Genomic DNA, 24,897 nt, shown 5'->3' with positions numbered 1-24,897 from the left:
TATTTCCCCCATTACTAAACAGTCTTCATTTTTCTTATATGCAAAAATCGTTCATAAGAATATAGGATTAACCCGAGCCAAATTAGGGTAAAGGTAATAGCGTGTACTTGCGTGAATGTTTCACCGAATAAAGAGACACCTAGTAACAACATAATCGTCGGTGCGAAGTATTGTAAAAAGCCGACTAACGACAAAGGAATGCGTTTAGCACCTTGGCCGAATAACAATAACGGTAAAGCCGTTGCGAGCCCTGTACCAATCAGGATCAATCCTTCAAACGAGAAGCCCATCGCGCCACTTCCTTCAAATTCTATGAAGAAAATATAAGCTAAAGCAATAGGCGTGACAATTAACGTTTCAATTGCGAGACCGAAAATGGCACTTAAATCAACCGTCTTTTTCAGTAGGCCATAAAGCGCAAAGGTGATCGCCATTCCCAAAGCAGCCCAAGGTACCGCACCAAAGTTATATGTCATGTAAAAGACACCAACAAACACGAGTCCAATCGCGGTCCATTGGATTTTCGTAAACCGTTCTTTCAGAAAAATAAATCCAAAAAAAATACTAATTAACGGGTTTATGTAATAACCTAGGCTCGCATCGAGCACACGGTCAGAGTTCACAGCCCATATGAATATAACCCAGTTTAAGCTGATAATCAGACCTGCAGCTGTAATACCGAACAATTTTTTCTTATTAAATATAATTTGCTTACACTCATCAACAAAAAGATGCCACCGACGAATGGCGGCAATTAAGATGATCATAAATACAAACGACCAAATAATGCGGTGAGCTAAAATTTCCCATGCTGGTACATGGTCAACGAGCTTCCAATAAAGTGGCAAGAACCCCCAAAGCAAGTATGCGCCTGATGCGTAAAGAATTCCGAGGCGTTCGTTCGACATACATAACATCTTCTTTCTCGTAAAATATGATTTTTGAATTTTATAACAGTATAGAAAAATTTGCAATAAACATGCTTAAAGTTGTTGTTTAAGTATGTTTTAGATACACTAAACTTAGAGGAATCAAAGGAGGAGACGCCATTGAATTTACATGTGACAGACAAAGCAGTGGATTGGTTTATCGATGAAATGGATTTAGTTGAGGGAGATGCGGTACGTTTTTTCCCGAAGTATGGTGGGACAAGTGACTTCCAAGATGGTTTCTCAGTAGCGATTGAACCTGGAAGCGCCGATGTGGTCGGTGTTGAAACAGAGAAGAAAAATATTTTATTTCAAGTCGATGAAAAAGATAAATGGTTTTTCAAAGAGCAGGATTTATATATCGGTTTGAAAGATGGAGAGGTCGTATTTTCGAACGAGCCGATTGAGTCATAAGGGGGAAGATTTATGTCATGGACGAGAGAGGAAGCGTTTGATTTCCTAAAGACCGTCTACACGGATGAAGTCATGCAAGATGAAAAGCGTCGTGTGTTTAAGATGCTAAACCGTCAGCTTTACGAACGCCTTGATGATTTAGCGATTAATAATGCTTTATCCGAGAAGTCAGAGAAGCAGCTTAAGTTTTTCAAAGAGTTCACGTTCATGCCAGGAGACAATATTTTTCAGTCGATGCGTTACTTATTCTTAATGGCGCGTGGCGAAAAAGAGCGTGACCGACAAACGACTGAAAAACATTTAAACCGCATTTACCAGTCATTGTTCCAAGCAGCAGGCTGGAAAAACCCGATCATTCCCGATTCGTTTTGGGAAACCCCACTTGGGATTGCGTGTACGATCGCTGAAAAAGGTGTTGAAGCGGTCTATCCAGTTTTAGATGAAATGAATTCGTAAAGTTCCACTCGTTGATGGGTGGGATTTTTTTGTGGAAAAGATGAGTGGTATTTACTAGACAATTTGGCCGAAATACTAGACAATATCATGAATTTACTAGACAATTTTCGAGTTTTTCTAGACAAAATCACGCATTTACTAGACAATTTTTAAATTTTACTAGACAAAATGCCAGATTTATTGGACAAAAAAATGAAATACTAGACAAAACGAACACTCCTAAACGACTCTCAGACTCAAGACTGAAATCATATATAACCGTCGACTGATTTTAACGGAAAGCCGTTTACGACGGTGTTCACATGGCATATAGTTAATTTAATAAAAGTAAAAGTCGGGAGTGGGGAAAATGAGTTCAGAGGCAGTGGCACCACCAGCAATTGATCAAGAAGAGGGTCCATCGGTATTTAAGAACGTGAATTTCCTCTTGTTTGTATTAACGTTTTTAGCTTCAAGTTTTAGCGTGTCGTTTTTCATGTTCACGGTGAATTGGTATGTGGTCGATTTCTTGAGGTTGGAAGCGATGTTGGGGTTGGTGTTCTTTGCTTCATCTGTCCCGCGCTTGATGTTCATGTTAATTGGTGGTGTGATTGCTGACCGGATGAACCGTGCTTGGATTATGTTTCTGTCGGATTTCACGAAAGGCGTCCTCTTAATCGGGATTATTGCACTACTTATTTTTGATACACTTACGATTTGGCCGTTGATCGCTATAGCACTGATTTTCGGATTGCTTGATGCGTTTTTTTGGCCAGCGAGCTCTTCGATGATTCCGACGTTGTTAAAAAAGGAGCAGTTAACACGTGGGAATTCGATTTTAGACACGGTTAGAAACATATTGGTCGTTGTTGGGCCTGTGCTGGCTGGGGTCATCATCGGGTTTGGAAGTTATACAATTATGTTTGCGATTGTCAGTATAATGCTATTTATTTCAGCGTTCGTTGACTGGTTATTGAAGAAGCGTCTAACGGAAGATGTCGATTTAACTCAATCTCAAGAAAAACCATCGACAATTTGGGAGTCAATTAAAGAAGGGTTCGTCTACCTTAAAAGCTCACCATTTTTATTAACACTCATGGTCACAATCGTGTTTTTAAATTTATTTTTCTCAGGACCGTTACAAGTAGGTTTACCTATTTTTGCAAAAAACATTCTTAACGGAAATGAGCTAACGTTTAGTACCTTAAGTGCTGGATTAGCGATTGGAATGTTGATTGGAACCATTTTAGTTGGATTTTTAAATATCCAAAAGCGAAGGGGTATCGTTGCAGTAGGGGCTCTAGGTGGGATGGCAATTTTCTTTACAGCGTTTAGCCTAGTTGAAAACCTTTGGATCAATGTGGCGCTTGTCGTGCTAATGGGAATGACCGTTGCCTTTACAAATGTTCCATTATCTTCAGCCATTCAACACCATACTGAGAAAAAATATATCGGTCGCGTCATGAGTCTTGTTCAATTTTCTGCGATGGGTTTAATTCCTGTGTCATATTTATTAACCACACTGTTTATTAGCATCGGAGTGTCGATTGATCAAATCATGTTGTTCGCGGCATTGGCGCTGTGTTTATTGTCTTTTATTGTCCTATTTAAAGCAAAAAGTTTAAGGGAATTAGATTAAATTAGGTATTTTGCCCATTTTTTGTTATAATATAAAGGTTGAATAAGTTTATGCGAAGAATAGGAGAATTTTTAATGCAAGAGAACAAAGACATTCGCAATATAGCGATTATTGCCCACGTTGACCACGGGAAAACGACCTTGGTTGACCAGATGTTACATTACTCAGGAACGTTCCGTGAGAATGAACATGTTGATGAACGTGCAATGGACTCAAATGATTTAGAGAAGGAACGCGGTATTACGATTTTAGCGAAAAATACAGCGATTAATTATAACGATACTCGTATTAACATCCTTGATACACCGGGACACGCAGACTTCGGTGGTGAAGTAGAGCGTATCATGAAAATGGTTGATGGTGTTTTACTTGTGGTTGATGCGTACGAAGGCTGTATGCCACAGACTCGTTTTGTGTTGAAAAAAGCCTTAGAAGATGGCTTAAAACCGGTTGTTGTATTAAATAAAATTGACCGTCCGAATGCTCGACCTGAAGAGGTTGTGGATGAAGTATTAGACCTTTTCATTGAGCTTGGTGCAGACGATGATCAGCTTGAGTTCCCGGTTGTATATGCGTCCGCTTTAAACGGAACGTCTGGTGAAGAGCCTGAAGAACAACAAGAAACGATGGATCCTGTATTTAAAGTTATTTTAGATTACGTGCCAAAGCCTAAGCGTGATGTGGAAGGGCCACTTCAGTTCCAAATCACGATGCTTGATTATAATGATTATGTAGGTCGTATTGGTGTTGGACGTGTATATCGCGGACGCATGAAAGTTGGCGATCAAGTCGCGCTTATGAAAAAAGACGGTAGCATGAAAAAATACCGTGTCACAAAGCTATTCGGTTTTATTGGATTAAAGCGTGTTGAAATTCAAGAAGCTGAAGCGGGTGACATTGTAGCAGTAGCTGGGATGGAAGACATCAACGTCGGTGAGACGGTTTGTGATGTTGAAAAACCTGATGCACTACCAATTCCGCGTATTGATGAACCGACATTACAAATGAAGTTTGTCACAAACAATAGTCCTTTTGCGGGTCGTGAGGGTAAATTTGTAACGGCTCGTCAGATTGAAGAACGTCTACTCACTCAACTTGAAACGGACGTAAGTCTACGAGTTGAGAAAACTGATTCTCCAGATGCCTGGATTGTATCTGGTCGTGGTGAGCTTCACTTATCGATTTTAATAGAAAACATGCGCCGTGAAGGTTTTGAATTACAAATTTCTAAGCCTCAGGTCATTATAAAGGAAATTGACGGTGTGAAATGTGAACCGATGGAACGCGTTCAAGTGGACGTACCAGAAGAGCACCAAGGTGCAGTGATGGAATCCCTTGGTGAGCGTAAAGGTGAAATGCTTGATATGGTGAACCAAGGAAATGGTCAAGTCCGCTTAGAATTTAAAATACCTTCACGAGGTTTAATTGGTTATACGACAGAATTTATGACCCAAACACGTGGGTTCGGGATCATTAACCACTCATTTGATTCTTATGAGCCAGTCGTTGGTGGCCGAGTAGGTGGCCGTCGCCAAGGTGTATTAGTATCTCAAGAAAAAGGTAAAGCGACAAACTATAGCATCCTTGCTCTTGAAGATCGTGGCGTCATCTTTGTTGAACCAAATACAGAAGTGTATGAAGGTATGATTGTTGGGGAGCACAACCGTGAAAACGACTTAACAGTTAACATCACGAAGGAAAAAGCTCTAACTAACGTACGTTCAGCAACAAAAGATAACACACAAACGATTAAATCGACACGTAAACTAACGCTTGAAGAAGCGATCGAATACCTGGATGACGATGAGTATTGCGAAGTCACTCCACAATCCATCCGTTTACGTAAGAAAATCTTAAACAAGAGCGAACGTGAACGTGCTCAGAAAAAATCTAAACTAAATAGCTAATATGTAAAAAATCCGCTGATATTATGTCAGCGGATTTTCTATATTATTGAAAATGTGGATCCATAAGCAGGCGATCAATTTCCTCCATATGACCTGTTTCATCAGCAATCATGTCATCAAGCTTTACAGATAGTTCGGTTAAACCTAGTTCTTCAGCTTGTTTTTTGCGCTCTTCATAACGGTCAATTGTTGCTTTTTCAGCATCACGTGCCGCTTGAAGCATCTTCTTCACGTCTGTCTCTTGAGGGACAGGAGCTGGCTTTACAGTTGGAGTCCCACCGAGTGATTTGATTTTTTCAGCTAAGTATAAAGCGTGCCCTTGTTCATCTGAGATTTCACTCTCAAAAAACGGCTTTAACGTCGCGCGATATAGCCCTGTAACGACTGCCGCGTTATTCGTATACATGATTGAAGCTGTGTACTCATTACTTAAATCTTCATTTAATCCATCAATAAGTTCTTTCATTTTTTGATCCATATAAAACATCCACCTTTCTTGAGGAGTTCTATATATGGTTTTCCCTGTTTAGTGAGGAATAAACATGAGATATTTCACGGGGCTAAGAGTTAGTTTTTATTATCTATTTTTGGGTTTTATTATCTAAAATGAGAGGTTTATTATCTAATATTAATTTTTATTATCTAAAATGAGAGGTTTATTATCTAATTTTTGATTTTATTATCTAAAATGAGCAGTTTATTATCTAATTTTTAGATTTATTATCTAATAAGGAGTAGGGACAGCACCTACCGAATCTAAAAAAGACGAATGTTAGTCATTGACACTAACATTCGTCTTCTTCTAGTTTCTAAAATCTAATTATGACGCTTGACGCTCAAATAATTTAGTTAATTCGTGATCAATTTTCTTAAGGTGTGCATCTTTACCGTTATTTTGGTATTTGATTAGAGCCTTTTCAACAGAATGAATAACTGATTTGATGTGTTGGTCTGTGTTGCCTTTGGTCTCAACGGTTTCATGTAGTTCTGTTTCTAATTTTTCTAGTAAAAAGTCGTTGCCTTGTTGATTGGCAATCTCGACTAGTTCAGCCGCTGAAAAGTCTAAAAACTTCGCTTCAACAACATCTTCAGCATTTCTAGGCATTACTTTGTACTCATCATAGTTATAAGTTAAGACACCTGTAATCGATTCATAGTATTGTCCTTTATCAACTAATTGAGTATCAGAGTCAATAACAAAATGGCCATTCTCGTCATAAGCTTGATAATTGTTATTTCTATCTACATCATCTACATAAAAATCTTTAACCGTTACCAGTTGACCTTCGTAAGCTTCTCCAACGTCATCTGATGTAATGACTTTTGGTTCAGGTACGCCAACGCCTTGTTCAACAAGTGAAACATTCTCCTCGTTTGGTAAGATTTGAAGTAAACCAAAGTATTCTTCCGTACGAGCTTTAGCACTTATTTTGTCACCAACTTCAGCACCGAAGTCACTCGCTCGAACGACGATACCAGCCGTGTCATCCTGAACGTAATAATTGTACATACCTCCAGCGTAGAAGGCAGCAGTGATGACACCTTCAATATGAATACGTGTGTCAAGCTCAGCATCGCGAGCTGACTGAATCGTTTGAACTTCTAATTCTTCTAATACATCATCTTCACTTCGTGGCATTAACTTAAACTCATCGAAATTATAATCAACGACACCAACAATTTCATCATAAGTTTTTCCAACTTCTAAGAAACCAACATCGTTATCTATTACAAACTCACCATCAGCATCACGAGCTGTATAGTCGTTGTATTGATTAACTGATAAAATTTCAATGTCTTCCATTTTTACAAGCTGAGCCTCAATTGATTCGCCAAGGTCACTAGATGTCACGAGTGTTGGCTCAATGTCAGATGTACCTTCTTCAATGACATTCGCATTGGCATCAACGATTTGAAGCATACCGTAATACTCATCCGTCACACCTGAAGCCACAATTTTATCGCCAACATTTGCCTCAAAATCACCTGTGCGAACGACAATGCCAGCCGTGTGGTCTTGTACATAATAATTCGTTTGTCCACCACTAACTACTTTATGTGTAATCGTACCTTCAATCGTAACGTTAGTGCCAAGTGCTGCTGCTCTTGCATCCGCAATAATTGGCTCGCGTTCAAACGCAGGCTCATAACCTTCGTTTAAAGCTGTTAATTCATCTCCAAAGAATATTCGTGCGTGCACAGGTACTTCTGCCCAATCGTTTGGTAAGTAGTATAGGCCTGTTTCAGAGTTGGCAACGTAACGATATAGAGCACGATCATCATAACGCGAACGGAACACGAATGGTAATTCCATTAACGGCGTTTCGTTTGACCAGATTCCTTTATTTTGTTCTTTAGCAGATTTCACCGCATCTTGGTACTCTTGATACGTTTCCTCAGGTCCAACTGGCCAAATAAAGTAAGTCGAAGCATATCCTTCTTTAACCATCTCAAGGTTTGTGTTTAAACCATCATCACTACGCACAACTTCTGCTAAAACACGCCCATACGTATCTAAAGGTTCTTCACCAACTTTAATGATGACTTCATCACCAGGTTGGAGTAATTCACTTAAAAATTGTGTTGCTTGATCTCCGTGATATTTTTGAGAGTGGTTTGGATCTTCTAAGATAAGATCCTCATCGTAATCATTCTGATGGTAGGTTTCTGGGGTGTCCATATTTAAGAAACGTATCGTTGTTTCACCTAAAATAGGTTCGTTCACATGTATCGTATCTCCGTCAACGACACGGTCAACCGTACGGATGTATTCTTCTTCGGGTTCGTTATCTGGCGGAGCGACTTCTTCGTGATTACCTAAATAGTCAAATGTATCTTTGTAAAAAGCAATCCATTCTTCATTAGGATCAAAATCATCAGTTGGATTAGTGTCACCACTAGTTATTGAAAAATCTCTTACCAATGTCATATCTTGAGTCTTGTTTGCGTTATCTCCCCAATAGCTACCAGGGTCTACACCAACTTGACCTATTGAATCGATAATTTCCCCTTCACGGTTATTTGAATCGTAATCTTTAAATAAAACTATAGCATCGTCACCGTTAAAATTAAGTGAGTTATTCGTAAGGTTTGCTAGGTCAAGTATTACTTGGTCAGCTTGTCCACTAGCAACTACATAAGTATCGCCATGGGCTAATTCACCTAATAGTTTTATTTCATTAGATGTACCATCACCGGGTTCGAATGATGCACCATTCATGAACGTTGTAAGTGAGTATGATCCTAAATTGACAGTTTCACCTGTGCCATTATAAATCTCAATAGCCTTGTTATACCCACTTCCCTCAATGTACTCAGAAATAATTAAATCCTCATGACTATCCGCTGAGATGCTAGTTAAGGGTAATAAAGTTAAAACCAGCGTCAACATAGATAGCAGACTAATAATCTTTTTCAAAGAAAAACCCTCCCTATATTTTGTACAAGTTAATTATATAAAAGAAAGGCATACTTTGTTGTAAATTTTCAGTAAATTAATAGAATTAAGTCGAAGGACTTAGGAGAATAACATATTTTTACACAAAAAACTGAGCACCGATAATCGGTACTCAGTTTTCTATTAAGACTTACTCTTCAATGTAAGCATCACGTAATTGGTAGATACCTTGTGCGTTAATGCCGAAGTCTTTAACGCTGCTGTTCACGCCAAGTAAGTACTCTTGGTGGTGAACGTAAATCATTGGAGCAAGTTCAACTAACATTTCTTGTGCTTGAGTGTATAATTCTTGACGAGCATCCGGATCAGTCTCACGACGTGCTTCTTCAAGAACTTCATCTAACTCATCATTTTCTAAGAATGAACGGTTACCTGGGTCACCCACTGCTGAAGAGTGGAATAATGGGAACATTCCATAGTCAGCATCTGAAGTTACTGTAGACCAACCTAGAATGAACATGTCATGTTCACCGTTAGCTGTACGCTCTAGGTAAGCACCCCATTCTAATTCTTCAATCTTAACATCGATACCAATATCTTTTAATTGGTTTTGGATAGCAACAGCAGTATCAACACGCTGTTCGTTATCGTTTGTCCAAATTGTAGTTGAGAACCCATCTTCGTAACCAGCTTCAGCTAGTAGATCTTTAGCAGCATCAACATCATAGTCTAAACCACTAACAGAATCATCATAACCAAATACAGGTGGAGCTAATGGACCAACTGCTGGAATACCAACGCCATTGTAAACTCCTTCGATAATCTCATCTTTATTAATAGCCATTGAAACCGCTTGACGAACACGCTCGTCATCAAATGGTTCGCTTTGAACATTAAATCCAACGTATGATAATGATACTGAAGGTGCTTGTAGTACATCAGCATCTGCCATACCTTCTACACGGCTTACGTTGTTAGGACCGATTGCATCTGCAATGTGAGATACACCAGATTCTAACTCTGCAATACGAGAGCTTTGCTCAGATACAACTTTGAAAGTAACTGTATCTAATTTTGCAGCGTCGCCCCAGTAGTTTTCGTTACGTTTTAATACAAGTTTTTCACCTGGAGTCCATTCTTCATATTCAAATGGACCAGTACCTACTGGGTTTTGGTTGATGTAAGCATCTACGTCTCCGCCTTCTTCAAGCTGAGCATAGTCTTCTTCAATAATGTTCGGACTCATAATACCAGTACCATTGTGAGCTAAGTTAGCTAGTAATGGTGCATATGGGTATTTTAAGTTAATGCGTACAGTGTAATCATCTTGTACTTCTACGCTCTCAACTGCTTCGAATAAGAAAGCACGTGGAGAACCGATTTCTTCATCTACTAGACGATCGAAGTTCATTTTAACAACTTCCGCTGTTAGTTCTTCACCGTCATGGAATTCTACGCCTTCACGTAGGTGGAAGTCCCAAGTAGTTTCATCTACTTCTTCCCAGTCTTCAGCAAGACCTGGTTCAACTTCTTGGTCTTCGTTTAATACAGTTAAAGTTTCGTAGATGTTCTCTGCAACGTTACTTGAAGGAACATCATTCGAACCTTGTGTTGATAAAGATACAACGTCAGATGGAATAGCGATTGTTAAGTCGCCGCCAGAACCTTCTCCGCCAGCTTCTTCGCCTTCACCCTCATTATTTGTTTCTTCTTCTGTACCAGATTCTTCTGGCTCTTCGTTCGGTTCGCCGTCACCAGCACATGCTGATAAAACAAGTGCAACCGCGAATAGAAGAGAAACAAGCCAAAATACTTTGTTTGACTTCATAGGTAAAATAGCCCCCTTGATAAAATTATGTGATTTTGATTACACAAGCTTAGTATGTAATCAATTACTAGAATATATGATAAAGGACAAAATATCAAGAAAATTTAAAAAGCGCAAATTTTAAGAATTCTCTTCGTGCGTAATATATGAAAAACCTTACAAATCAAGGTTTAGAGAAAGATTTTCCAATACATATATGTAGGAATTTTTATTGTCAAAAAAACGTTTACATAGTAATATGATGATTGAGTGTTTTTTCTGGAAAGTAGCCTAAATAGAGTTAAAATTTTCTGATTTTTGTTAAAAGAACAATAAAATTTATTAAAAGGGGAGGTTACATCATGAGTGCTGAATCAGCAAACATCAAAGCGAAACAAGCTAAAACTGAAAGCCCGCTGAAACGATCATTCAAAGAATTCTATAAAAAGCTAAAGAAAAATAAAACAGCCTTGTTTGGTGGTTATCTAATTATCGCATTAATAATAATAGCCATTGTTGGTCCTTTGCTAACTACTATGGATCCATATGAAACAGACTATAGCGTAAAATTTGTGGGTCCTTCTGCTGAACATTGGTTCGGTGCAGATCACCACGGACGTGACATTTTCACTCGTGTTATACATGGATTAGGAATTACGATGGGGATTGGTTTCTTTGCAACAATACTAGGAGGTACTGTTGGGGTATTAGTAGGACTTATCTCAGGGTACTACGGTGGTAGAATTGATTCCATTATTATGCGCCTAATTGATATTTTGCTGGCCTTTCCAGGAATCTTATTAGCACTAGCTTTAATTAGTATTTTAGGTGCCAATATGCAAAACGTAATCATCGCGGTTGCTATTTTCGCAATTCCGACGTTCGCTCGTATTGTAAGGGGTTCTACCTTAGCAACGAAAAACTTAGAATATATTGATGCGATGAAAGCTCTAGGGGCTTCAGATATTCGTATCATTTTTAAACATATTCTACCTAATATACTATCGCCAATTATTGTACAAGCTAGTTTATTTATCGCAACTGCAGTACTTTCTGCAAGTGGTCTTTCCTTCCTAGGTTTAGGTGCCCAAGCGCCTTCACCAGAGTTAGGAGCAATTTTAAGTGATGGTCGTGACTTTATGTGGGATGCAGGTCACATTGCTTTATTCCCAGGATTAGTCATTATGTTAATCGTATTAGCATTCAACGTATTCGGTGATGGATTACGCGACGCATTAGATCCAAAAATGAAAAAATAGGAAGTAGGTGCAAATATGTTTCAATATATTGTAAGAAGGTTGCTTCAGTTAATCCCTGTTTTAATAGGGGTAACAATTTTAGTTTTCTCATTAATGCACCTATCTCCGGGTAATCCAGCGCATATCATTGCCGGAGAGAGTGCACCAAAAGCAACAGTCGAACAAATTGAGGAAAGATTAGGATTAAATGATCCAATTCCAGTTCAATATATCAACTTTTTGAAAGATGTTGTGATGCTAGACTTTGGTAACTCATGGAGAACAAGTCTACCAGTTACGACAGAATTATGGCCAAAATTCTTAGTTACGCTAGAACTAGCAATATACAGTACGATTTTTAGTATTTTCTTAGGTTTAATTGCAGGTATTATCTCTGCTGTTAGACAGTATTCAGTGGCAGATGTATCAATTATGTTAGTCGCGCTATTCGGTTTATCAATGCCGAACTTCTGGTTAGGACTTATGTTGATTCAATGGTTTACCTTAAAGCTAGGTTGGTTACCACCGACAGGTTGGGGTACTCCAGAACAAATTATCATGCCAGTCATCACCCTCGGTACGATGGGGGCAGCGGTAATTGCACGTATGACGCGTTCTAGTATGTTAGATGTCATAACACAAGATTACATTCGTACAGCACGTGCGAAAGGCTTAAAAGAAAATGTTGTTGTCTATAAACACGCACTTAAAAACGCATTAATCCCAGTTGTTACTGTAGTAGGTTTACAATTTGGTGGTTTACTAGCAGGTGCCGTGTTAACAGAAACAGTTTTTGCGATTAACGGTATGGGTAAATTGATTGTTGACCGAATTCAAGCAAGGGATTTCCCTGTCGTTCAGGCATCAGTATTAGTCATTGCCGTAATCTTCGTGTTAGTAAACTTAATTGTGGACATTTCTTATAAACTATTAAACAAACGAATCGATTTAGAGTAAGGTTCTCTAATTGAAAGAGGTGAAATAAATGAGTGAGGAAACTCTTTTAGATATAAAAGATTTACGTACGTCTTTCTTCGTTGACGGTAACGAAATAAAGGCGGTAGACGGTGTATCTTTTAAACTGAAAAAGGGTCGCACAATCGGAATCGTTGGGGAGTCTGGTTCAGGTAAAAGTATTACCGCACTATCCATCCTGCGTCTTCTAGAAAATCCAGGTAAAGTGGTAGGCGGTGAAATTAACTTTAAAGGGAAAGACCTAACTAAAGTTAGTGACCGTGAGATGCGCCAAATCAGAGGTAACGAAATCTCGATGATTTTCCAAGAGCCAATGACCTCGTTAAATCCTGTTTACACAGTTGGTCAACAAATTCGTGAAACGTTAAAAGTTCACCAAGGCCTTGGTAAAGAGTCGGGTACGAAAAAAGGTGTAGAATTACTAGAGTTAGTTGGGATTCCTTCACCGAAAGAACGTATTAAACAATACCCACACGAATTATCAGGTGGTATGCGCCAGCGTGTCATGATTGCCATGGCATTAGCATGTAACCCTGAATTGCTTATTGCGGATGAGCCAACAACAGCACTTGACGTAACGATTCAAGCACAAATCTTAGAGCTTATTAACAAGCTTCAAGAAGAAATCGGTATGTCTGTAATTATGATCACCCACGACATGGGGGTTGTAGCGGAGACATGTGATGATGTTGCCGTTATGTATGGTGGTAAAGTTGTTGAGTTCGCAGACGTTAATACAATTTTTAAAGATCCAAAACATCCTTATACAATTGGTCTATTAAATTCTATTCCTCGTCACGATGTTGATGTTGATGAGTTAGAACCAATCAGAGGTAGCGTTCCGAGTCCGAAAGATATGCCAGATGGATGTCGTTTCGCACCAAGATGCCCATTCGCAACGGATCTATGTATGAACGAACTTCCTAAGCTTGATGAAGTTTCGAATGGTAACGAAGTACGTTGCTGGATTTATGATGACCGTTGGGATGGCGATCCGGAGGTGAAAGAGCATGGCCCAAAAAGAACTTCTTAAAGTAAGAAACCTAAAACAGTATTTCCCTATTAAAGGGGGAATGCTAGGACGCACCGTGAACCACGTTAAAGCAGTGGATGATGTGTCGTTTGAAATTTATGAAGGTGAAACATTAAGTGTCGTTGGTGAGTCTGGTTGTGGTAAATCCACAACAGGTCGTGCGATTTTACGTCTAGACGATCCTACAGAGGGTACGATTGAATTTGATGGCATTGACTTACTAAACCTTAGTAAAAGTGAAATGCGTAAGCGTCGTAAAGACATCCAGGTAATTTTCCAGGATCCTTATGCATCACTAAACCCACGTCAAACAGTTTATCAAATCTTAGCAGAAGCGATGGAAATCCAAGACGTGGTACCAAAAGAAAAACGTCGTGAACGCGCGATTGAACTTTTAGAAACAGTCGGTTTAAACGCTGAGCAAATCGACCGTTTCCCACACGAATTCTCAGGTGGTCAGCGCCAGCGTGTAGGTATTGCTCGTGCACTAGCGGTAGAACCAAAGCTTATTATCTGTGACGAGGCGGTATCAGCCCTTGATGTGTCAGTACAGGCGCAGGTTTTAAACTTATTAAAGAAACTACAACGTGAATTTAACTTAACGTTCTTATTCATTGCACACGACCTTGGTGTTGTACGTCACATTTCTGATCGTGTCGCCGTTATGTATTTAGGTAAAGTGGTAGAAATTGCGGATAAGAAATCCCTATTCGATAACCCACAACACCCATACACAAAGGCACTACTTTCAGCAATCCCAACACCAGACCCAGAAGCGAAGAAAGAACGTATCGTGTTAAAAGGAGATGTGCCGTCTCCTATTAACCCACCATCAGGCTGTCGTTTCCACACAAGGTGTCCATTTGCGACAGAAATGTGTAAAACAGACGTTCCTGAACCACGTCATTTAGATCATATGGAAGAAGGCCACCATGCGGCGTGTCACCATATTGAAAGAATCCTATCTGGCGAGTTAAAACCAAAATACTAAACAGTTGACCTAGTCCTTCAGCGGGGCTAGGTTTTTTGTTGTGAACCTTTTTTGGAAGGGGCTTGGACAAAACATTTGTAAACCTAGTAAAACACGAATATTATGGAGCGTGTGACCTGATATTTGTCCTCATTTTTGCTAAGTCAAAATGCTTCGCTTACCGCAGGCACGGCTTCAACTTCCCCAAACTCACTCTCGTTCGTTTGGCGTGATTTTCAGCCCGTGCTGTTCCTGCAGGTGTCTCAGCATTTTGACTACGCTAATAGCACTCAATATTCGTTTGCTGATCAGCTACTTTTCTATTTAAAATTTGTTGATGTAGCTTTTTCGCAAGGGCGAAAAAGCTTCGATAGAGCGTCGGGGGTTAGATATCTCGTCAAAAAGGGTAGATAAAATGATGTTTTTTACTTCGTCGACAAATTTCGCGGTAGATATTTTTCAAAGAGGGGTAGATAAATGGGAGAATGGGGTAGATATCCTGAGTAATCGAGCCGCGAAAAAATAAATCACGGCTAAATTTCGCTCTTTCTGCAAAAAATGTTATCATAGAATGGGTTTTAACATTTAACGTAATTTTAGGAGGTAAAGACATGCCAAGTGAAACGTTAAATCAATTTTTAAATGAGAACTTAAACGAACTTAAAGATCAAGGACTTTACAATGAAATCAACGTTGTAGAAGGGTCTAATGGTCCAAGAATTACAATTGATGGCAAGGAGCTTATTAATCTGTCATCAAATAACTACTTAGGTCTTGCAACGGACGATCGACTAAAAGAAGTTGCGAAAGACGCTGTCGATTCACACGGTGTTGGTGCGGGTGCCGTTCGTACAATTAACGGAACACTCGATGTGCACGTGAAACTTGAAGAGAAGATAGCTGAATTTAAAGGGACTGAAGCTGCGATTGCTTACCAATCAGGTTTTAACTGTAATATGGCAGCGATTTCAGCCGTAATGGATAAAAACGATGCGATTTTATCAGACGAGCTTAACCACGCGTCCATTATTGATGGTTGCCGTCTATCGAAAGCTAAAATTTTACGCTTCAACCATTCTGATATGGATGACCTTCGCCAAAAAGCGAAAGAAGCAAAAGAATCTGGTCAGTATAACAAAATTATGATTATCACTGACGGTGTTTTCTCGATGGATGGGGACGTTGCAAAACTTCCTGAAATTGTTGAAATCGCCAAAGAGTTTGACCTCATCACGTATGTTGATGATGCACACGGTTCTGGAGTATTAGGAAAAGGTGCGGGTACCGTTAAACATTTTGGTCTGCAAAACGACATCGACTTCCAAATGGGTACGTTATCAAAAGCAATCGGTGTTGTTGGGGGATATGTTGCCGGTAAACAGAACTTAATTGATTGGTTAAAAGTTCGTTCTCGTCCGTTCCTATTCTCGACATCATTATCACCAGCTGATGTGACGGCTTGTACGAAAGCGATTGATCTTTTAATGGAATCAACAGAACTACATGACCGCATGTGGGAAAATGGTGACTATCTGAAAAAAGGTCTTAAAGAATTAGGCTTTGATATTGGAAATAGTGAAACACCCATTACACCTTGTATTATTGGTGAAGAGAAAGCGACACAAGAATTCAGTAAACGCTTATATGAAGAAGGCGTTTACGCGAAATCAATTGTTTTCCCAACAGTCCCTAGAGGAACTGGGCGTGTACGTAACATGCCAACTGCTGCACACACAAAAGACATGCTAGATGAAGCATTAGCTATCTACGAGAAAGTTGGAAAAGACATGGGCTTAATTTAAGCACGCTTTGGGGAATGGAGGAAGTAACGATGAGGAGGATTTTAATAACGGGTGCGCTCGGGCAAATCGGTTCTGAACTAACGATGGCATTACGCGAAAAATATGGTTCTGACAATGTCATCGCGACAGACATCCGTGAAGCTGACAGTCCAGTTGTCACCAGCGGCCCGTTTGAAATTTTAGATGTAACTAACTATGATAAAATGTTCGACCTTGCCAAAACGTATGAAGTCGACACGATCATGCATTTAGCAGCCCTATTATCAGCAAAAGCGGAAAACAATCCGAAGTTTGCATGGGATTTAAACATGGGTGGCCTTGTGAATGCACTTGAAGTTGCACGTGAATTAGACCTTAAATTTTTCACACCAAGCTCAATCGGTGCATTCGGTCCAACTACACCAAAAGTCAAAACACCTCAGGATACGGTACAGCGCCCAACGACGATGTATGGCGTGAACAAGGTATCAGGGGAACTGTTGTGTGACTACTATTATCACCGCTATGGCGTCGACACACGTGGCGTTCGCTTCCCTGGATTAATTTCATATGTAACAGAACCAGGTGGAGGAACGACGGACTACGCAGTTGAAATTTACTATGAAGCATTAAAGAATAAATCTTACACTTCTTATATTGCTGAAGGCACATACATGGACATGATGTATATGCCTGACGCGATCAATGCGATTATTCAGCTGATGGAAGCAGACGCGGACAAGCTTGAACACCGCAATGCATTCAACGTGACAGCAGTGAGCGCAGCACCAGAGGATTTCGCTCGTGCGATTCAAAAACACATTCCAGAGTTTACGATTGATTATGATGTGGACCCGGTTCGTCAAGCAATTGCTGACAGCTGGCCAGATTCAATCGACTCAAACTGCGCCACAAATGAGTGGGGCTTCAAACCAGAATATGATATAGATAAAATGACAGAAGATATGTTAAATAAGTTAAAAGAAAAGTTGGGCTAATCACGCCCAACTTTTTTCATATCAAAAAGAACTTGCAGGTAAATTTCGAAAACTTACAGCTAAATCATTGAAACCTGCCGGTAAGATCGTCAAACCTGCAGGTAAAGTCAAAAAACATGTAGGTAAACTTCAAAAACCTGCAGGTATATCCGAAAAACCTGCAGCTAAAATTCCACCTTAATTAAACACCTCATCCAACCGACTCGCATAAAACTCCAGCGCTCGTGAATATTGCTTAATCGACTCATCATCCGTTGTCTCAAGCAACTTCGTCATCACAATCTCCATCGCCAAATCTGTATCGCCCAGATTATATAGCGTCATCGCAAAAAAGATATAAAACGCGTTATGATCAGGATACTCACTCATCCCAATTTCTAGTGTTTCGCGCGCTTGCTCGTACAAACCAACAGCACGATAACTGCTTCCAAGGGCAAGAAGCGCATCGCGGCGTGTGTCACCATCTAAACCGAGGTCTAAGGCTTGTTTATAAAACCCAATGGCCTGTGGCTCCATATCACTTTGATCATGTATATAAGCTGTTTCTAATAAAAGTTCAGCATTTTCTCCATCATCTTCTAACAATTTTAACGCTAAATCTCTAGCTTCATCTAATTTCCCTGCTTGTTTCAACTGTTTAACTTTCTCTAGATTCATTGTCAAACTCCTTTCTTAATCCAATTGTATAGCTCACCAGCATTCTAGGCAAACTAAAAACGCAGTCAACTCTGTATGGCCTTATATGTTGCTAAATTTATTTAAAATTTATCCTTAAACATAGTAAAACCTTTAAGTAGATATAAAATCCTTTAACATAATACGAAATCCTATTTTGACTAAATTCCGACAATTAACTACAATAAATTTTGTGTGAAAAATTCGAAGAGCGAAATGTCTTCGTTTTGAAAAAATTAGGAGGAACAGAATGAAAATTAAGAAAAAGTACCATAGTGAAGATTACCTGGGAACAGGAGTCCAAAAAACAGCTTTATTTATAAGCGGTGGATTTTTAATCTTATTCTTTTTACTAGCATTTTTAGCGCCTGATTTCACCGAAAGAGCAGTAGGTTCGTCATTTGACTGGTCTGCTAAATATTTTGGTCTGTTTTGGCAATTATTAATGCTTGCGACTTTAATTGTTGGTTTACTATTAATGTTTACAAGATATGGACGCGTAAAGTTAGGGAAACAGGAAACACCAGAGTTTTCAAATTTCCGCTGGATCGCAATGGTTTTAACAACTTTATTAGCTAGTGGTGGTGTATTCTGGGCAGCAAGTGAGCCAATGTCTCACTTCATGACAACACCTCCATTATTTAGTGCAGAGAACTTAAGCGCATGGGATCGCGCCGTACCGGGTGTTGCTCAAGCATTTTTCCACTGGGGATTCTCAGCTTGGGCTGTGTTAGGTACAGTTGCGACAATCGTCTTAATGTACTGCCATTACCATAAAGGTATGCCTCTAAAACCGAGAACGATTTTATACCCACTAATCGGCGATAAAGTTTTCAAACGTTATAATTTCTTTGGTTTAACGGCAGATGTAACGTCAATCATTGCCGTTGCAGCTGGTACGATTGGAGCAATTGGTTTCTTAGGACTACAAGCTGCGTACGCATTCGAACAAGTAACGGGGATCGAAAGCAACTTGTTTATGCAAATTCTATTTATTGTTCTGTTAATCGGGATTGCGACAATTTCGGCCGTAACAGGTGTTGATAAAGGGATTCAGATTTTAAGTCGATTTAACGTTGCTTTTGCTGTTGTTCTAATGATTATTATTTTAATCGTTGGTCCGACGATGTTTATTTTAGACGTATTCATTACAGCTGAAGCATTTCAAGTACAAAACTTCTTAATGATGAGCTTAACTCGTGGCGATGAAGTATGGTTAGCTTGGTGGACCGTCTTCTTCTGGGGTTGGTTCATTGGATTTGGCCCGATGATGTCAATCTTTATTGCGCGTATCTCACGTGGCCGTACGATTCGTGAATTAATTATCGCTGTTGCAATTATTTCACCATTAGTAAGTAACTTATGGTTCGCTACACTTGGTGGTTCAGGTGTGTTCTTTGAAATACAGAATTCGGGAATCATTTCCGAGCCTCTGAATAACGTTGGGCAAGAAGCTGCTGTTATGGCGATCTTGAACCAGCTACCAATGAGTGCATTATTTGCAATTGGGTTCTTAATCATCACAATCGTGTTCGTAGCGACAACAGCTGACTCAATGTCATACGCATCAGCTGTTGCTGTAACAGGTAATGATAATCCAAGCAAATACATCCGTGTATTCTGGGCGCTAATTTTCGGTGCTGTAGCCGTAGCTCTGTTAACGCTAGGTGAAGGTAGTATCAGCCTGTTACAAAGCTTTATTGTGGTATCGGCTGTTCCAGTATCATTACTCTTACTCCCACCAGTTTGGGATTCTGTCAAAATCGCTAACAAAATGGCGATCGAGCAAGGTATCAAAGACAAAGACGACAGAAGTAAATTATAAGTTGAATGATGAGCTTTTGCGCTGACTGGCGCAAAAGCTTTTTTCTTGGTGAGGTTTCACCGGAGGGTGCTAGGCCTCGCTAAAATTAAAGTAATCTGGTCAAAAGAACTGATTTATGCTTAATGATGCACAAGGGTGGTATACTAACAATAGAATTTTAGAAAAAGGGTGAAGCCAAATGGAAGCAAAACCTTGTATTAATTCATTAACGGTCAAAAACTCACACGTACTCCCACCAGATACGAATAGTCACGGAACCTTATTCGGTGGGAAGCTGATGGCATACATAGATGACGTAGCAGCAATCGCAGCGACACGTCATGCGCGTATGCCGGTCGTAACAGCATCGACAGATTCGGTTGACTTTTTGCATCCAGTAAAAGAAGGCAACACAATTTGTTTGGAAGCATACGTAACGTACACGCACCGTACGTCGATGGAGATTTTTGTAAAAGCGATAACAGAAAACTTACTAACAGGCGAGCGCCAAGTCTGTACGACAGCATTCTTAACCATGGTTGCGTTAGATGATAACGGGAAACCTCAAGAGGTGCCACCAGTATATCCGGAATCAGAAGAAGAAAAGTGGCTTCACAACGGAGCCGCTGAACGAGCTGAATACCGTCGTAAGCGCCGTGAGGATTCAAAAGAATTAGCCGACCGTTTCGGTGCGGATTTCCCATGGGACCCGACAACGAATCGAAAGGCCTAATTGACTTTACAAACAACACCATATAAAATGAAAATATTAAGAAAATTGTTGGTGTTATGATGAAAAAGACATTAGAAGCGGGAATCGGAAAGTCAGCTCTTCAGTTAGTAATAGCTAGTAGCCAAGAGATCGAAGAGGCCGAAACTCGCATAAACGAAGCAGGTTATATTTATTGCACAGGCAAAACTGGATCAATGGATATGCAAAAAGTCGTCTCAGCGATTGAGACTGCTGCTAAACGACAACAAATCATTGATTCAAACTTATACCGTGAAATGCACGCGCTATACCACGCCATTTTAGAAGCATTAGAAGGCGTTACAAGAGGCCAGGTGCTGCTTGGTGACGTGATGCGAACGGTAGGTTTGAGATTTAGTGTCGTCCGCGGCATGCCTTATGAGAATGAGGCGGAAGGCGAATGGATTGCCGTCGCGCTATATGGAACAATCGGTGCGCCGATTAAAGGCCTGGAGCACGAAACTACAGGTCTTGGCATTAACCACATTTAAATATTAATTTGCCCAGAGCTAATAGTGAATAGGGGGCTAACCTTCAAGGAATACCTTGAGGGTTAGTCCCTTTTTGTTTGAAAAAGTTACACGTAGGAGTGATGACATGGAGTTAACTGGTTCAAATCTCAACATCGAAAAAGTGAAGCACATCGTATACGATTTTGAATCCGTAACCATATCAAACGAGAGTTTAGAACAAGTAAAGAAAAGTCGAGAGACGGTTCAAGAGTACTTGGATCAGCACCAAATTATATACGGCATCAATACAGGGTTTGGAAAATTTAGCGACGTCGAGATACAGGCAGACGACCTCGATGAACTACAGCTCAATTTAATTCATTCCCACGCATGTGGTGTTGGGGAACCTTTTTCTGAACACGTAAGTCGGGCGATGATTTTGCTTCGCGCCAATGCGTTATTGAAGGGCTATTCAGGCGTTCGCCCTGTGATTATTGAAAGATTAATAGATTTACTTAACCACAACATTCACCCTGTGATCCCACAACAAGGCTCGCTTGGCGCAAGCGGGGACCTCGCGCCACTCGCACATTTGGCGTTAGTTTTATTAGGAGAAGGTGAAGTGTATTACCAAGGCGAACGAGTGCCGACGATGATTGCGTTTAATCAAGAGAAGCTTGAGCCTGTGCTGTTGAAGGCTAAAGAAGGTCTCGCGCTCATCAATGGAACTCAAGCCATGACGGCGGTTGGCGTACTGGCCTATATAGATGCCGAGCAAGTTTTAACTTATTCAGAAAAAATTGCTGCCATGACAATGGAAGGGCTGGAGAGTATCACCTGCGCGCTCGATGACTTAATTCATATGGCGAGAGGACACGTCGAACAACGCGAAGTCGCGACCAGGATGCGCTCGTACCTAGATGGAAGCAAGCTGACGACAAAGCAAGGAGAGAAACGAATTCAAGACGCTTATTCCATTCGCTGTATCCCGCAAGTACTCGGGGCGTCGTGGCAAACGCTCGGTTATGTCAAAGATAAGCTCGAGACCGAAATTAATGCTGCCACCGACAATCCGCTCATTTTTTCTGATGAAGGAAAAGTGTTATCCGGAGGGAATTTTCACGGCCAGCCGATTGCGATTGCGATGGACTTATTAAAATTTGGCATGGCAGAAGTCGCGAACATCTCAGAGCGCCGAATCGAACGTCTTGTCAACCCACAACTAAACGACTTGCCACCATTCTTAAGTCCAGAACCCGGCTTACAATCCGGCGCCATGATCATGCAGTACACAGCTGCATCACTCGTTTCCGAAAACAAAACACTCGCACACCCAGCAAGCGTGGATTCGATACCATCGTCAGCCAACCAAGAAGACCACGTTAGCATGGGGACCATCGGCGCCAGACACGCCGCCCAAATTATCGAAAACGTGCGCCGTGTCATCGCGATCGAACTAATCTGCGCTATGCAAGCCGTTGAGCTGAGGGGCGGTCCTAATAAGATGGCGGAAGCAACCAGTGCCCTTTATGAAGCAGGGCGTGAGATTGTACCAAGTATTAAGCGCGATCGAGTGTTTTCGAAAGATATCGAAGCATTACAGGAATGGTTAAGAAAAAATGAATCTTAGAATCATAGATTAATATTGATATGTTTCGATAAGAATGCCTTGAATGTTGATAGAGCGAGCTAGATTGTCGATAGGGAGGCTCTGAATGTTGATAGGCAACCGTCGAATGTCGATAGAGCGAGCTGAATTGTCGATAGAGAGCGCTGAATTGCCGATAGAGCGAGCTGAATTGTCGATAGAGCGAGCTAGATTGTCGATAGGGAGGCTTTGAATGTTGATAGGCAACCGTCGAATGTCGATAGAGCGAGCTGTGTTGTCGATTGGGAGGCTCTGAATGTTGATAGGGGACCGCCGAATGTCGATAAGGAAGCCCAGATTGTAGATAGAGATGCTCCAACTAGCGTTAAAGAAATTATAATTATAAACATAAGGAGGAAGTTTACATGTCTAATCCAGTAAAAACAATTCGTGCACCACGAGGGACAGAATTGAATACAAAAGGTTGGGTTCAGGAGGCGGCTCTTCGGATGCTGATGAATAATTTGGATCCTGAGGTGGCTGAGAAACCAGATGAACTAGTCGTCTACGGGGGGATAGGAAAAGCTGCTCGGAACTGGGAGAGTTTTGAAGCGATCGTCGCGACACTCAAAAACTTAGAAGAAGACGAAACGTTACTCGTTCAATCGGGTAAGCCGGTCGCGGTATTCAAATCTCACAAGGATGCACCACGTGTATTACTCGCAAACTCGAATCTAGTTCCGGCTTGGGCGAATTGGGATCATTTCCGTGAGCTTGAGAAAAAGGGGCTCATGATGTATGGCCAGATGACGGCTGGGAGCTGGATTTACATTGGCACTCAAGGGATTTTGCAAGGAACGTATGAGACGTTCGCTGAAGCGGCTCGCCAGCATTTCGGTGGCTCACTTCAAGGAACGCTTACAGTTACGGCAGGACTTGGTGGCATGGGTGGTGCGCAACCACTTGCGGTTACGATGAATGATGGGGTGGTCATTGCAATAGAGGTCGATGAATCGCGTATCAAGCGCCGAATCGAGCATCGTTATTTAGACAAAATGGCAATGACACTTGATGAAGCTCTAGACATGGCAAAGGAAGCAAAAGCGTCAGGTCGGCCATTATCAATCGGCCTTCTCGGAAATGCCGCAGAAATTTTACCTGAACTCGTTAAACGAAACGAAATTCCAGATCTAGTGACGGATCAAACATCTGCACATGACCCACTAAATGGTTATCTACCAACGGGCTATTCAATGGAACAAGGCGCAAAAGTTCGCAAGTCCAACCCAGACCAGTATCTCAAAGACTCGCGTTCTAGCATCAAATCACACGTTCAAGCGATGCTAGATTTACAGAAGGCAGGCGCGATTACCTTTGATTACGGGAACAATATTCGTCAGGAAGCTTATAATGAAGGACTAGAAAAAGCGTTTGATTTCCCAGGCTTCGTACCAGCGTTCATTCGTCCGCAGTTCTGTGAAGGAAAAGGACCATTCCGCTGGGCAGCGCTATCAGGCGATTCTGAAGATATTTATAAAATTGATGAGGTTTTATTAAAAGAGTTCGCTTACAATGAGCACTTATGCAAATGGATTCGTATGGCGCGTGAAAAAGTTGCATTCCAAGGCCTACCGTCTCGAATCTGTTGGTTAGGCTACGGTGAGCGTGCGCGTTTTGGAAAGATTATCAATGAGATGGTCGCAAGTGGAGAGCTGTCCGCGCCAATCGTCATTGGTCGTGATCACTTAGACGCAGGCTCGGTTGCGTCGCCAAACCGCGAGACAGAGGGCATGAAGGACGGCAGTGATGCGGTCGCGGACTGGCCAATCCTGAATGCACTCATCAACTCTGTTAATGGCGCGAGCTGGGTGTCTGTTCACCACGGAGGCGGGGTCGGCATGGGTTACTCGCTACACGCGGGAATGGTCATTGTCGCAGATGGAACGGACGAAGCAGCTAAGCGTTTAGAACGCGTGCTAACGTCTGACCCGGGTATGGGCGTCGCACGTCACGTTGATGCGGGTTATGATTTAGCAGAAAAAACGGCTCGTGAAAAAGGCGTTCACATTCCGATGATTGATCAAGACAACAATTAAAGTACTAA

General features: G+C 40.9%; 21 protein-coding genes. 16 read left to right on the top strand and 5 right to left on the bottom strand.

What is annotated here, in order from left to right; all coding sequences use genetic code 11:
- Positions 1–14: 14 nt before the first annotated feature.
- The gene (gene rarD / locus ACTWQB_RS00205) at positions 15–908 is read right to left on the bottom strand and encodes an EamA family transporter RarD (RefSeq protein WP_443137165.1); all 894 of its coding nucleotides are present in this window, start codon (positions 906–908) and stop codon (positions 15–17) included.
- Between the two features lie 141 nt (positions 909–1,049).
- Here rarD and ACTWQB_RS00200 point away from each other — a divergent pair, with 141 nt between their 5' ends.
- From ACTWQB_RS00200 to typA, 4 genes are all read left to right on the top strand, one after another.
- Entirely contained in the window at positions 1,050–1,343 is a 294-nt protein-coding gene (locus ACTWQB_RS00200) for a HesB/YadR/YfhF family protein (protein WP_443137164.1), read from the top strand.
- 12 nt (positions 1,344–1,355) lie between these two features.
- Entirely contained in the window at positions 1,356–1,799 is a 444-nt protein-coding gene (locus ACTWQB_RS00195) for a hypothetical protein (protein WP_443137163.1), read from the top strand.
- Positions 1,800–2,148: 349 nt separating this feature from the next.
- A complete protein-coding gene (locus ACTWQB_RS00190; RefSeq protein ID WP_443137162.1) occupies positions 2,149–3,417 on the top strand; it encodes an MFS transporter in 1,269 nt (422 codons plus the stop codon).
- Between the two features lie 74 nt (positions 3,418–3,491).
- Complete coding sequence (gene typA / locus ACTWQB_RS00185; protein WP_443137161.1) at positions 3,492–5,324, top strand: translational GTPase TypA; 1,833 nt, start codon at positions 3,492–3,494, stop codon at positions 5,322–5,324.
- A gap of 43 nt (positions 5,325–5,367) precedes the next feature.
- Here typA and ACTWQB_RS00180 read toward each other — a convergent pair whose 3' ends face one another.
- The 3 genes from ACTWQB_RS00180 to ACTWQB_RS00170 all read right to left on the bottom strand — a co-directional run bounded on the left by ACTWQB_RS00180 (position 5,368) and on the right by ACTWQB_RS00170 (position 10,549).
- Positions 5,368–5,802, bottom strand: coding sequence for a ferritin-like domain-containing protein (locus tag ACTWQB_RS00180; RefSeq protein ID WP_443137160.1), 435 nt, complete (start codon positions 5,800–5,802; stop codon positions 5,368–5,370).
- Positions 5,803–6,144: 342 nt separating this feature from the next.
- Positions 6,145–8,742 carry a thermonuclease family protein gene (locus tag ACTWQB_RS00175; protein ID WP_443137159.1) on the bottom strand — a complete coding sequence of 866 codons (2,598 nt, stop codon included), beginning with the start codon at positions 8,740–8,742 and terminating at the stop codon, positions 6,145–6,147.
- A 169-nt stretch (positions 8,743–8,911) separates the two neighbouring features.
- Positions 8,912–10,549, bottom strand: coding sequence for a glutathione ABC transporter substrate-binding protein (locus tag ACTWQB_RS00170; protein WP_443137158.1), 1,638 nt, complete (start codon positions 10,547–10,549; stop codon positions 8,912–8,914).
- A 341-nt stretch (positions 10,550–10,890) separates the two neighbouring features.
- Here ACTWQB_RS00170 and ACTWQB_RS00165 point away from each other — a divergent pair, with 341 nt between their 5' ends.
- From ACTWQB_RS00165 to ACTWQB_RS00140, 6 genes are all read left to right on the top strand, one after another.
- Positions 10,891–11,787, top strand: coding sequence for an ABC transporter permease (locus ACTWQB_RS00165; RefSeq protein ID WP_443137157.1), 897 nt, complete (start codon positions 10,891–10,893; stop codon positions 11,785–11,787).
- 15 nt (positions 11,788–11,802) lie between these two features.
- Positions 11,803–12,723, top strand: a complete 921-nt coding sequence (locus tag ACTWQB_RS00160; RefSeq protein WP_443137156.1) for an ABC transporter permease — start codon at positions 11,803–11,805, stop codon at positions 12,721–12,723.
- Between the two features lie 28 nt (positions 12,724–12,751).
- A complete protein-coding gene (locus ACTWQB_RS00155; RefSeq protein ID WP_443137155.1) occupies positions 12,752–13,774 on the top strand; it encodes an ABC transporter ATP-binding protein in 1,023 nt (340 codons plus the stop codon).
- Positions 13,752–14,765 (top strand): ABC transporter ATP-binding protein, encoded by a 1,014-nt coding sequence (locus ACTWQB_RS00150; protein WP_443137154.1) that lies wholly within the window; start codon positions 13,752–13,754, stop codon positions 14,763–14,765. Before ACTWQB_RS00155 ends, ACTWQB_RS00150 begins: the two co-directional genes overlap by 23 nt.
- A 590-nt stretch (positions 14,766–15,355) precedes the next feature.
- The gene (locus ACTWQB_RS00145; protein WP_443137153.1) at positions 15,356–16,546 is read left to right on the top strand and encodes a glycine C-acetyltransferase; all 1,191 of its coding nucleotides are present in this window, start codon (positions 15,356–15,358) and stop codon (positions 16,544–16,546) included.
- 29 nt (positions 16,547–16,575) lie between these two features.
- Positions 16,576–17,523, top strand: coding sequence for an L-threonine 3-dehydrogenase (locus ACTWQB_RS00140; RefSeq protein ID WP_443137152.1), 948 nt, complete (start codon positions 16,576–16,578; stop codon positions 17,521–17,523).
- A gap of 177 nt (positions 17,524–17,700) precedes the next feature.
- Here ACTWQB_RS00140 and ACTWQB_RS00135 read toward each other — a convergent pair whose 3' ends face one another.
- On the bottom strand, positions 17,701–18,180 hold the full coding sequence (locus ACTWQB_RS00135) for a tetratricopeptide repeat protein (RefSeq protein ID WP_443137151.1): 480 nt from the start codon (positions 18,178–18,180) through the stop codon (positions 17,701–17,703).
- A 268-nt stretch (positions 18,181–18,448) separates the two neighbouring features.
- Here ACTWQB_RS00135 and ACTWQB_RS00130 point away from each other — a divergent pair, with 268 nt between their 5' ends.
- The 6 genes from ACTWQB_RS00130 to hutU all read left to right on the top strand — a co-directional run bounded on the left by ACTWQB_RS00130 (position 18,449) and on the right by hutU (position 24,889).
- On the top strand, positions 18,449–20,023 hold the full coding sequence (locus ACTWQB_RS00130) for a BCCT family transporter (RefSeq protein ID WP_443137150.1): 1,575 nt from the start codon (positions 18,449–18,451) through the stop codon (positions 20,021–20,023).
- Positions 20,024–20,201: 178 nt separating this feature from the next.
- Positions 20,202–20,735 carry an acyl-CoA thioesterase gene (locus ACTWQB_RS00125; protein WP_443137149.1) on the top strand — a complete coding sequence of 178 codons (534 nt, stop codon included), beginning with the start codon at positions 20,202–20,204 and terminating at the stop codon, positions 20,733–20,735.
- Positions 20,736–20,794: 59 nt separating this feature from the next.
- The gene (gene hutP, locus ACTWQB_RS00120; RefSeq protein WP_443137148.1) at positions 20,795–21,244 is read left to right on the top strand and encodes a hut operon transcriptional regulator HutP; all 450 of its coding nucleotides are present in this window, start codon (positions 20,795–20,797) and stop codon (positions 21,242–21,244) included.
- A 106-nt stretch (positions 21,245–21,350) separates the two neighbouring features.
- The gene (gene hutH, locus ACTWQB_RS00115; RefSeq protein WP_443137147.1) at positions 21,351–22,835 is read left to right on the top strand and encodes a histidine ammonia-lyase; all 1,485 of its coding nucleotides are present in this window, start codon (positions 21,351–21,353) and stop codon (positions 22,833–22,835) included.
- A gap of 207 nt (positions 22,836–23,042) precedes the next feature.
- On the top strand, positions 23,043–23,234 hold the full coding sequence (locus ACTWQB_RS00110) for a hypothetical protein (RefSeq protein ID WP_443137146.1): 192 nt from the start codon (positions 23,043–23,045) through the stop codon (positions 23,232–23,234).
- On the top strand, positions 23,219–24,889 hold the full coding sequence (hutU, locus tag ACTWQB_RS00105) for a urocanate hydratase (RefSeq protein WP_443137145.1): 1,671 nt from the start codon (positions 23,219–23,221) through the stop codon (positions 24,887–24,889). The genes ACTWQB_RS00110 and hutU overlap by 16 nt, the downstream gene beginning before the upstream one ends.
- Positions 24,890–24,897: the final 8 nt, after the last annotated feature.

Origin of the sequence: Piscibacillus sp. B03 (assembly GCF_052246295.1) — a bacterium.
Classification (GTDB): domain Bacteria; phylum Bacillota; class Bacilli; order Bacillales; family Alkalibacillaceae; genus Piscibacillus.
The sequence above is the reverse complement of the archived record's forward strand: the minus strand, read 5'-3'. Positions and strand labels throughout refer to the sequence as shown.

Excerpts from the sequence above, each read along its gene's own strand:
- typA (WP_443137161.1), top strand. The coding sequence starts at position 3,492 with ATGCAAGAGAACAAAGACATTCGCAATATAGCGATTATTGCCCACGTT.
- hutP (WP_443137148.1), top strand. The coding sequence starts at position 20,795 with ATGAAAAAGACATTAGAAGCGGGAATCGGAAAGTCAGCTCTTCAGTTA.
- ACTWQB_RS00135 (WP_443137151.1), bottom strand. The coding sequence starts at position 18,180 with ATGAATCTAGAGAAAGTTAAACAGTTGAAACAAGCAGGGAAATTAGAT.
- ACTWQB_RS00145 (WP_443137153.1), top strand. The coding sequence starts at position 15,356 with ATGCCAAGTGAAACGTTAAATCAATTTTTAAATGAGAACTTAAACGAA.
- ACTWQB_RS00150 (WP_443137154.1), top strand. The coding sequence starts at position 13,752 with ATGGCCCAAAAAGAACTTCTTAAAGTAAGAAACCTAAAACAGTATTTC.
- ACTWQB_RS00170 (WP_443137158.1), bottom strand. The coding sequence starts at position 10,549 with ATGAAGTCAAACAAAGTATTTTGGCTTGTTTCTCTTCTATTCGCGGTT.
- ACTWQB_RS00165 (WP_443137157.1), top strand. The coding sequence starts at position 10,891 with ATGAGTGCTGAATCAGCAAACATCAAAGCGAAACAAGCTAAAACTGAA.
- rarD (WP_443137165.1), bottom strand. The coding sequence starts at position 908 with ATGTCGAACGAACGCCTCGGAATTCTTTACGCATCAGGCGCATACTTG.
- hutH (WP_443137147.1), top strand. The coding sequence starts at position 21,351 with ATGGAGTTAACTGGTTCAAATCTCAACATCGAAAAAGTGAAGCACATC.
- ACTWQB_RS00180 (WP_443137160.1), bottom strand. The coding sequence starts at position 5,802 with ATGGATCAAAAAATGAAAGAACTTATTGATGGATTAAATGAAGATTTA.
- ACTWQB_RS00195 (WP_443137163.1), top strand. The coding sequence starts at position 1,356 with ATGTCATGGACGAGAGAGGAAGCGTTTGATTTCCTAAAGACCGTCTAC.
- hutU (WP_443137145.1), top strand. The coding sequence starts at position 23,219 with ATGTCTAATCCAGTAAAAACAATTCGTGCACCACGAGGGACAGAATTG.
- ACTWQB_RS00190 (WP_443137162.1), top strand. The coding sequence starts at position 2,149 with ATGAGTTCAGAGGCAGTGGCACCACCAGCAATTGATCAAGAAGAGGGT.
- ACTWQB_RS00155 (WP_443137155.1), top strand. The coding sequence starts at position 12,752 with ATGAGTGAGGAAACTCTTTTAGATATAAAAGATTTACGTACGTCTTTC.
- ACTWQB_RS00125 (WP_443137149.1), top strand. The coding sequence starts at position 20,202 with ATGGAAGCAAAACCTTGTATTAATTCATTAACGGTCAAAAACTCACAC.
- ACTWQB_RS00130 (WP_443137150.1), top strand. The coding sequence starts at position 18,449 with ATGAAAATTAAGAAAAAGTACCATAGTGAAGATTACCTGGGAACAGGA.
- ACTWQB_RS00160 (WP_443137156.1), top strand. The coding sequence starts at position 11,803 with ATGTTTCAATATATTGTAAGAAGGTTGCTTCAGTTAATCCCTGTTTTA.
- ACTWQB_RS00140 (WP_443137152.1), top strand. The coding sequence starts at position 16,576 with ATGAGGAGGATTTTAATAACGGGTGCGCTCGGGCAAATCGGTTCTGAA.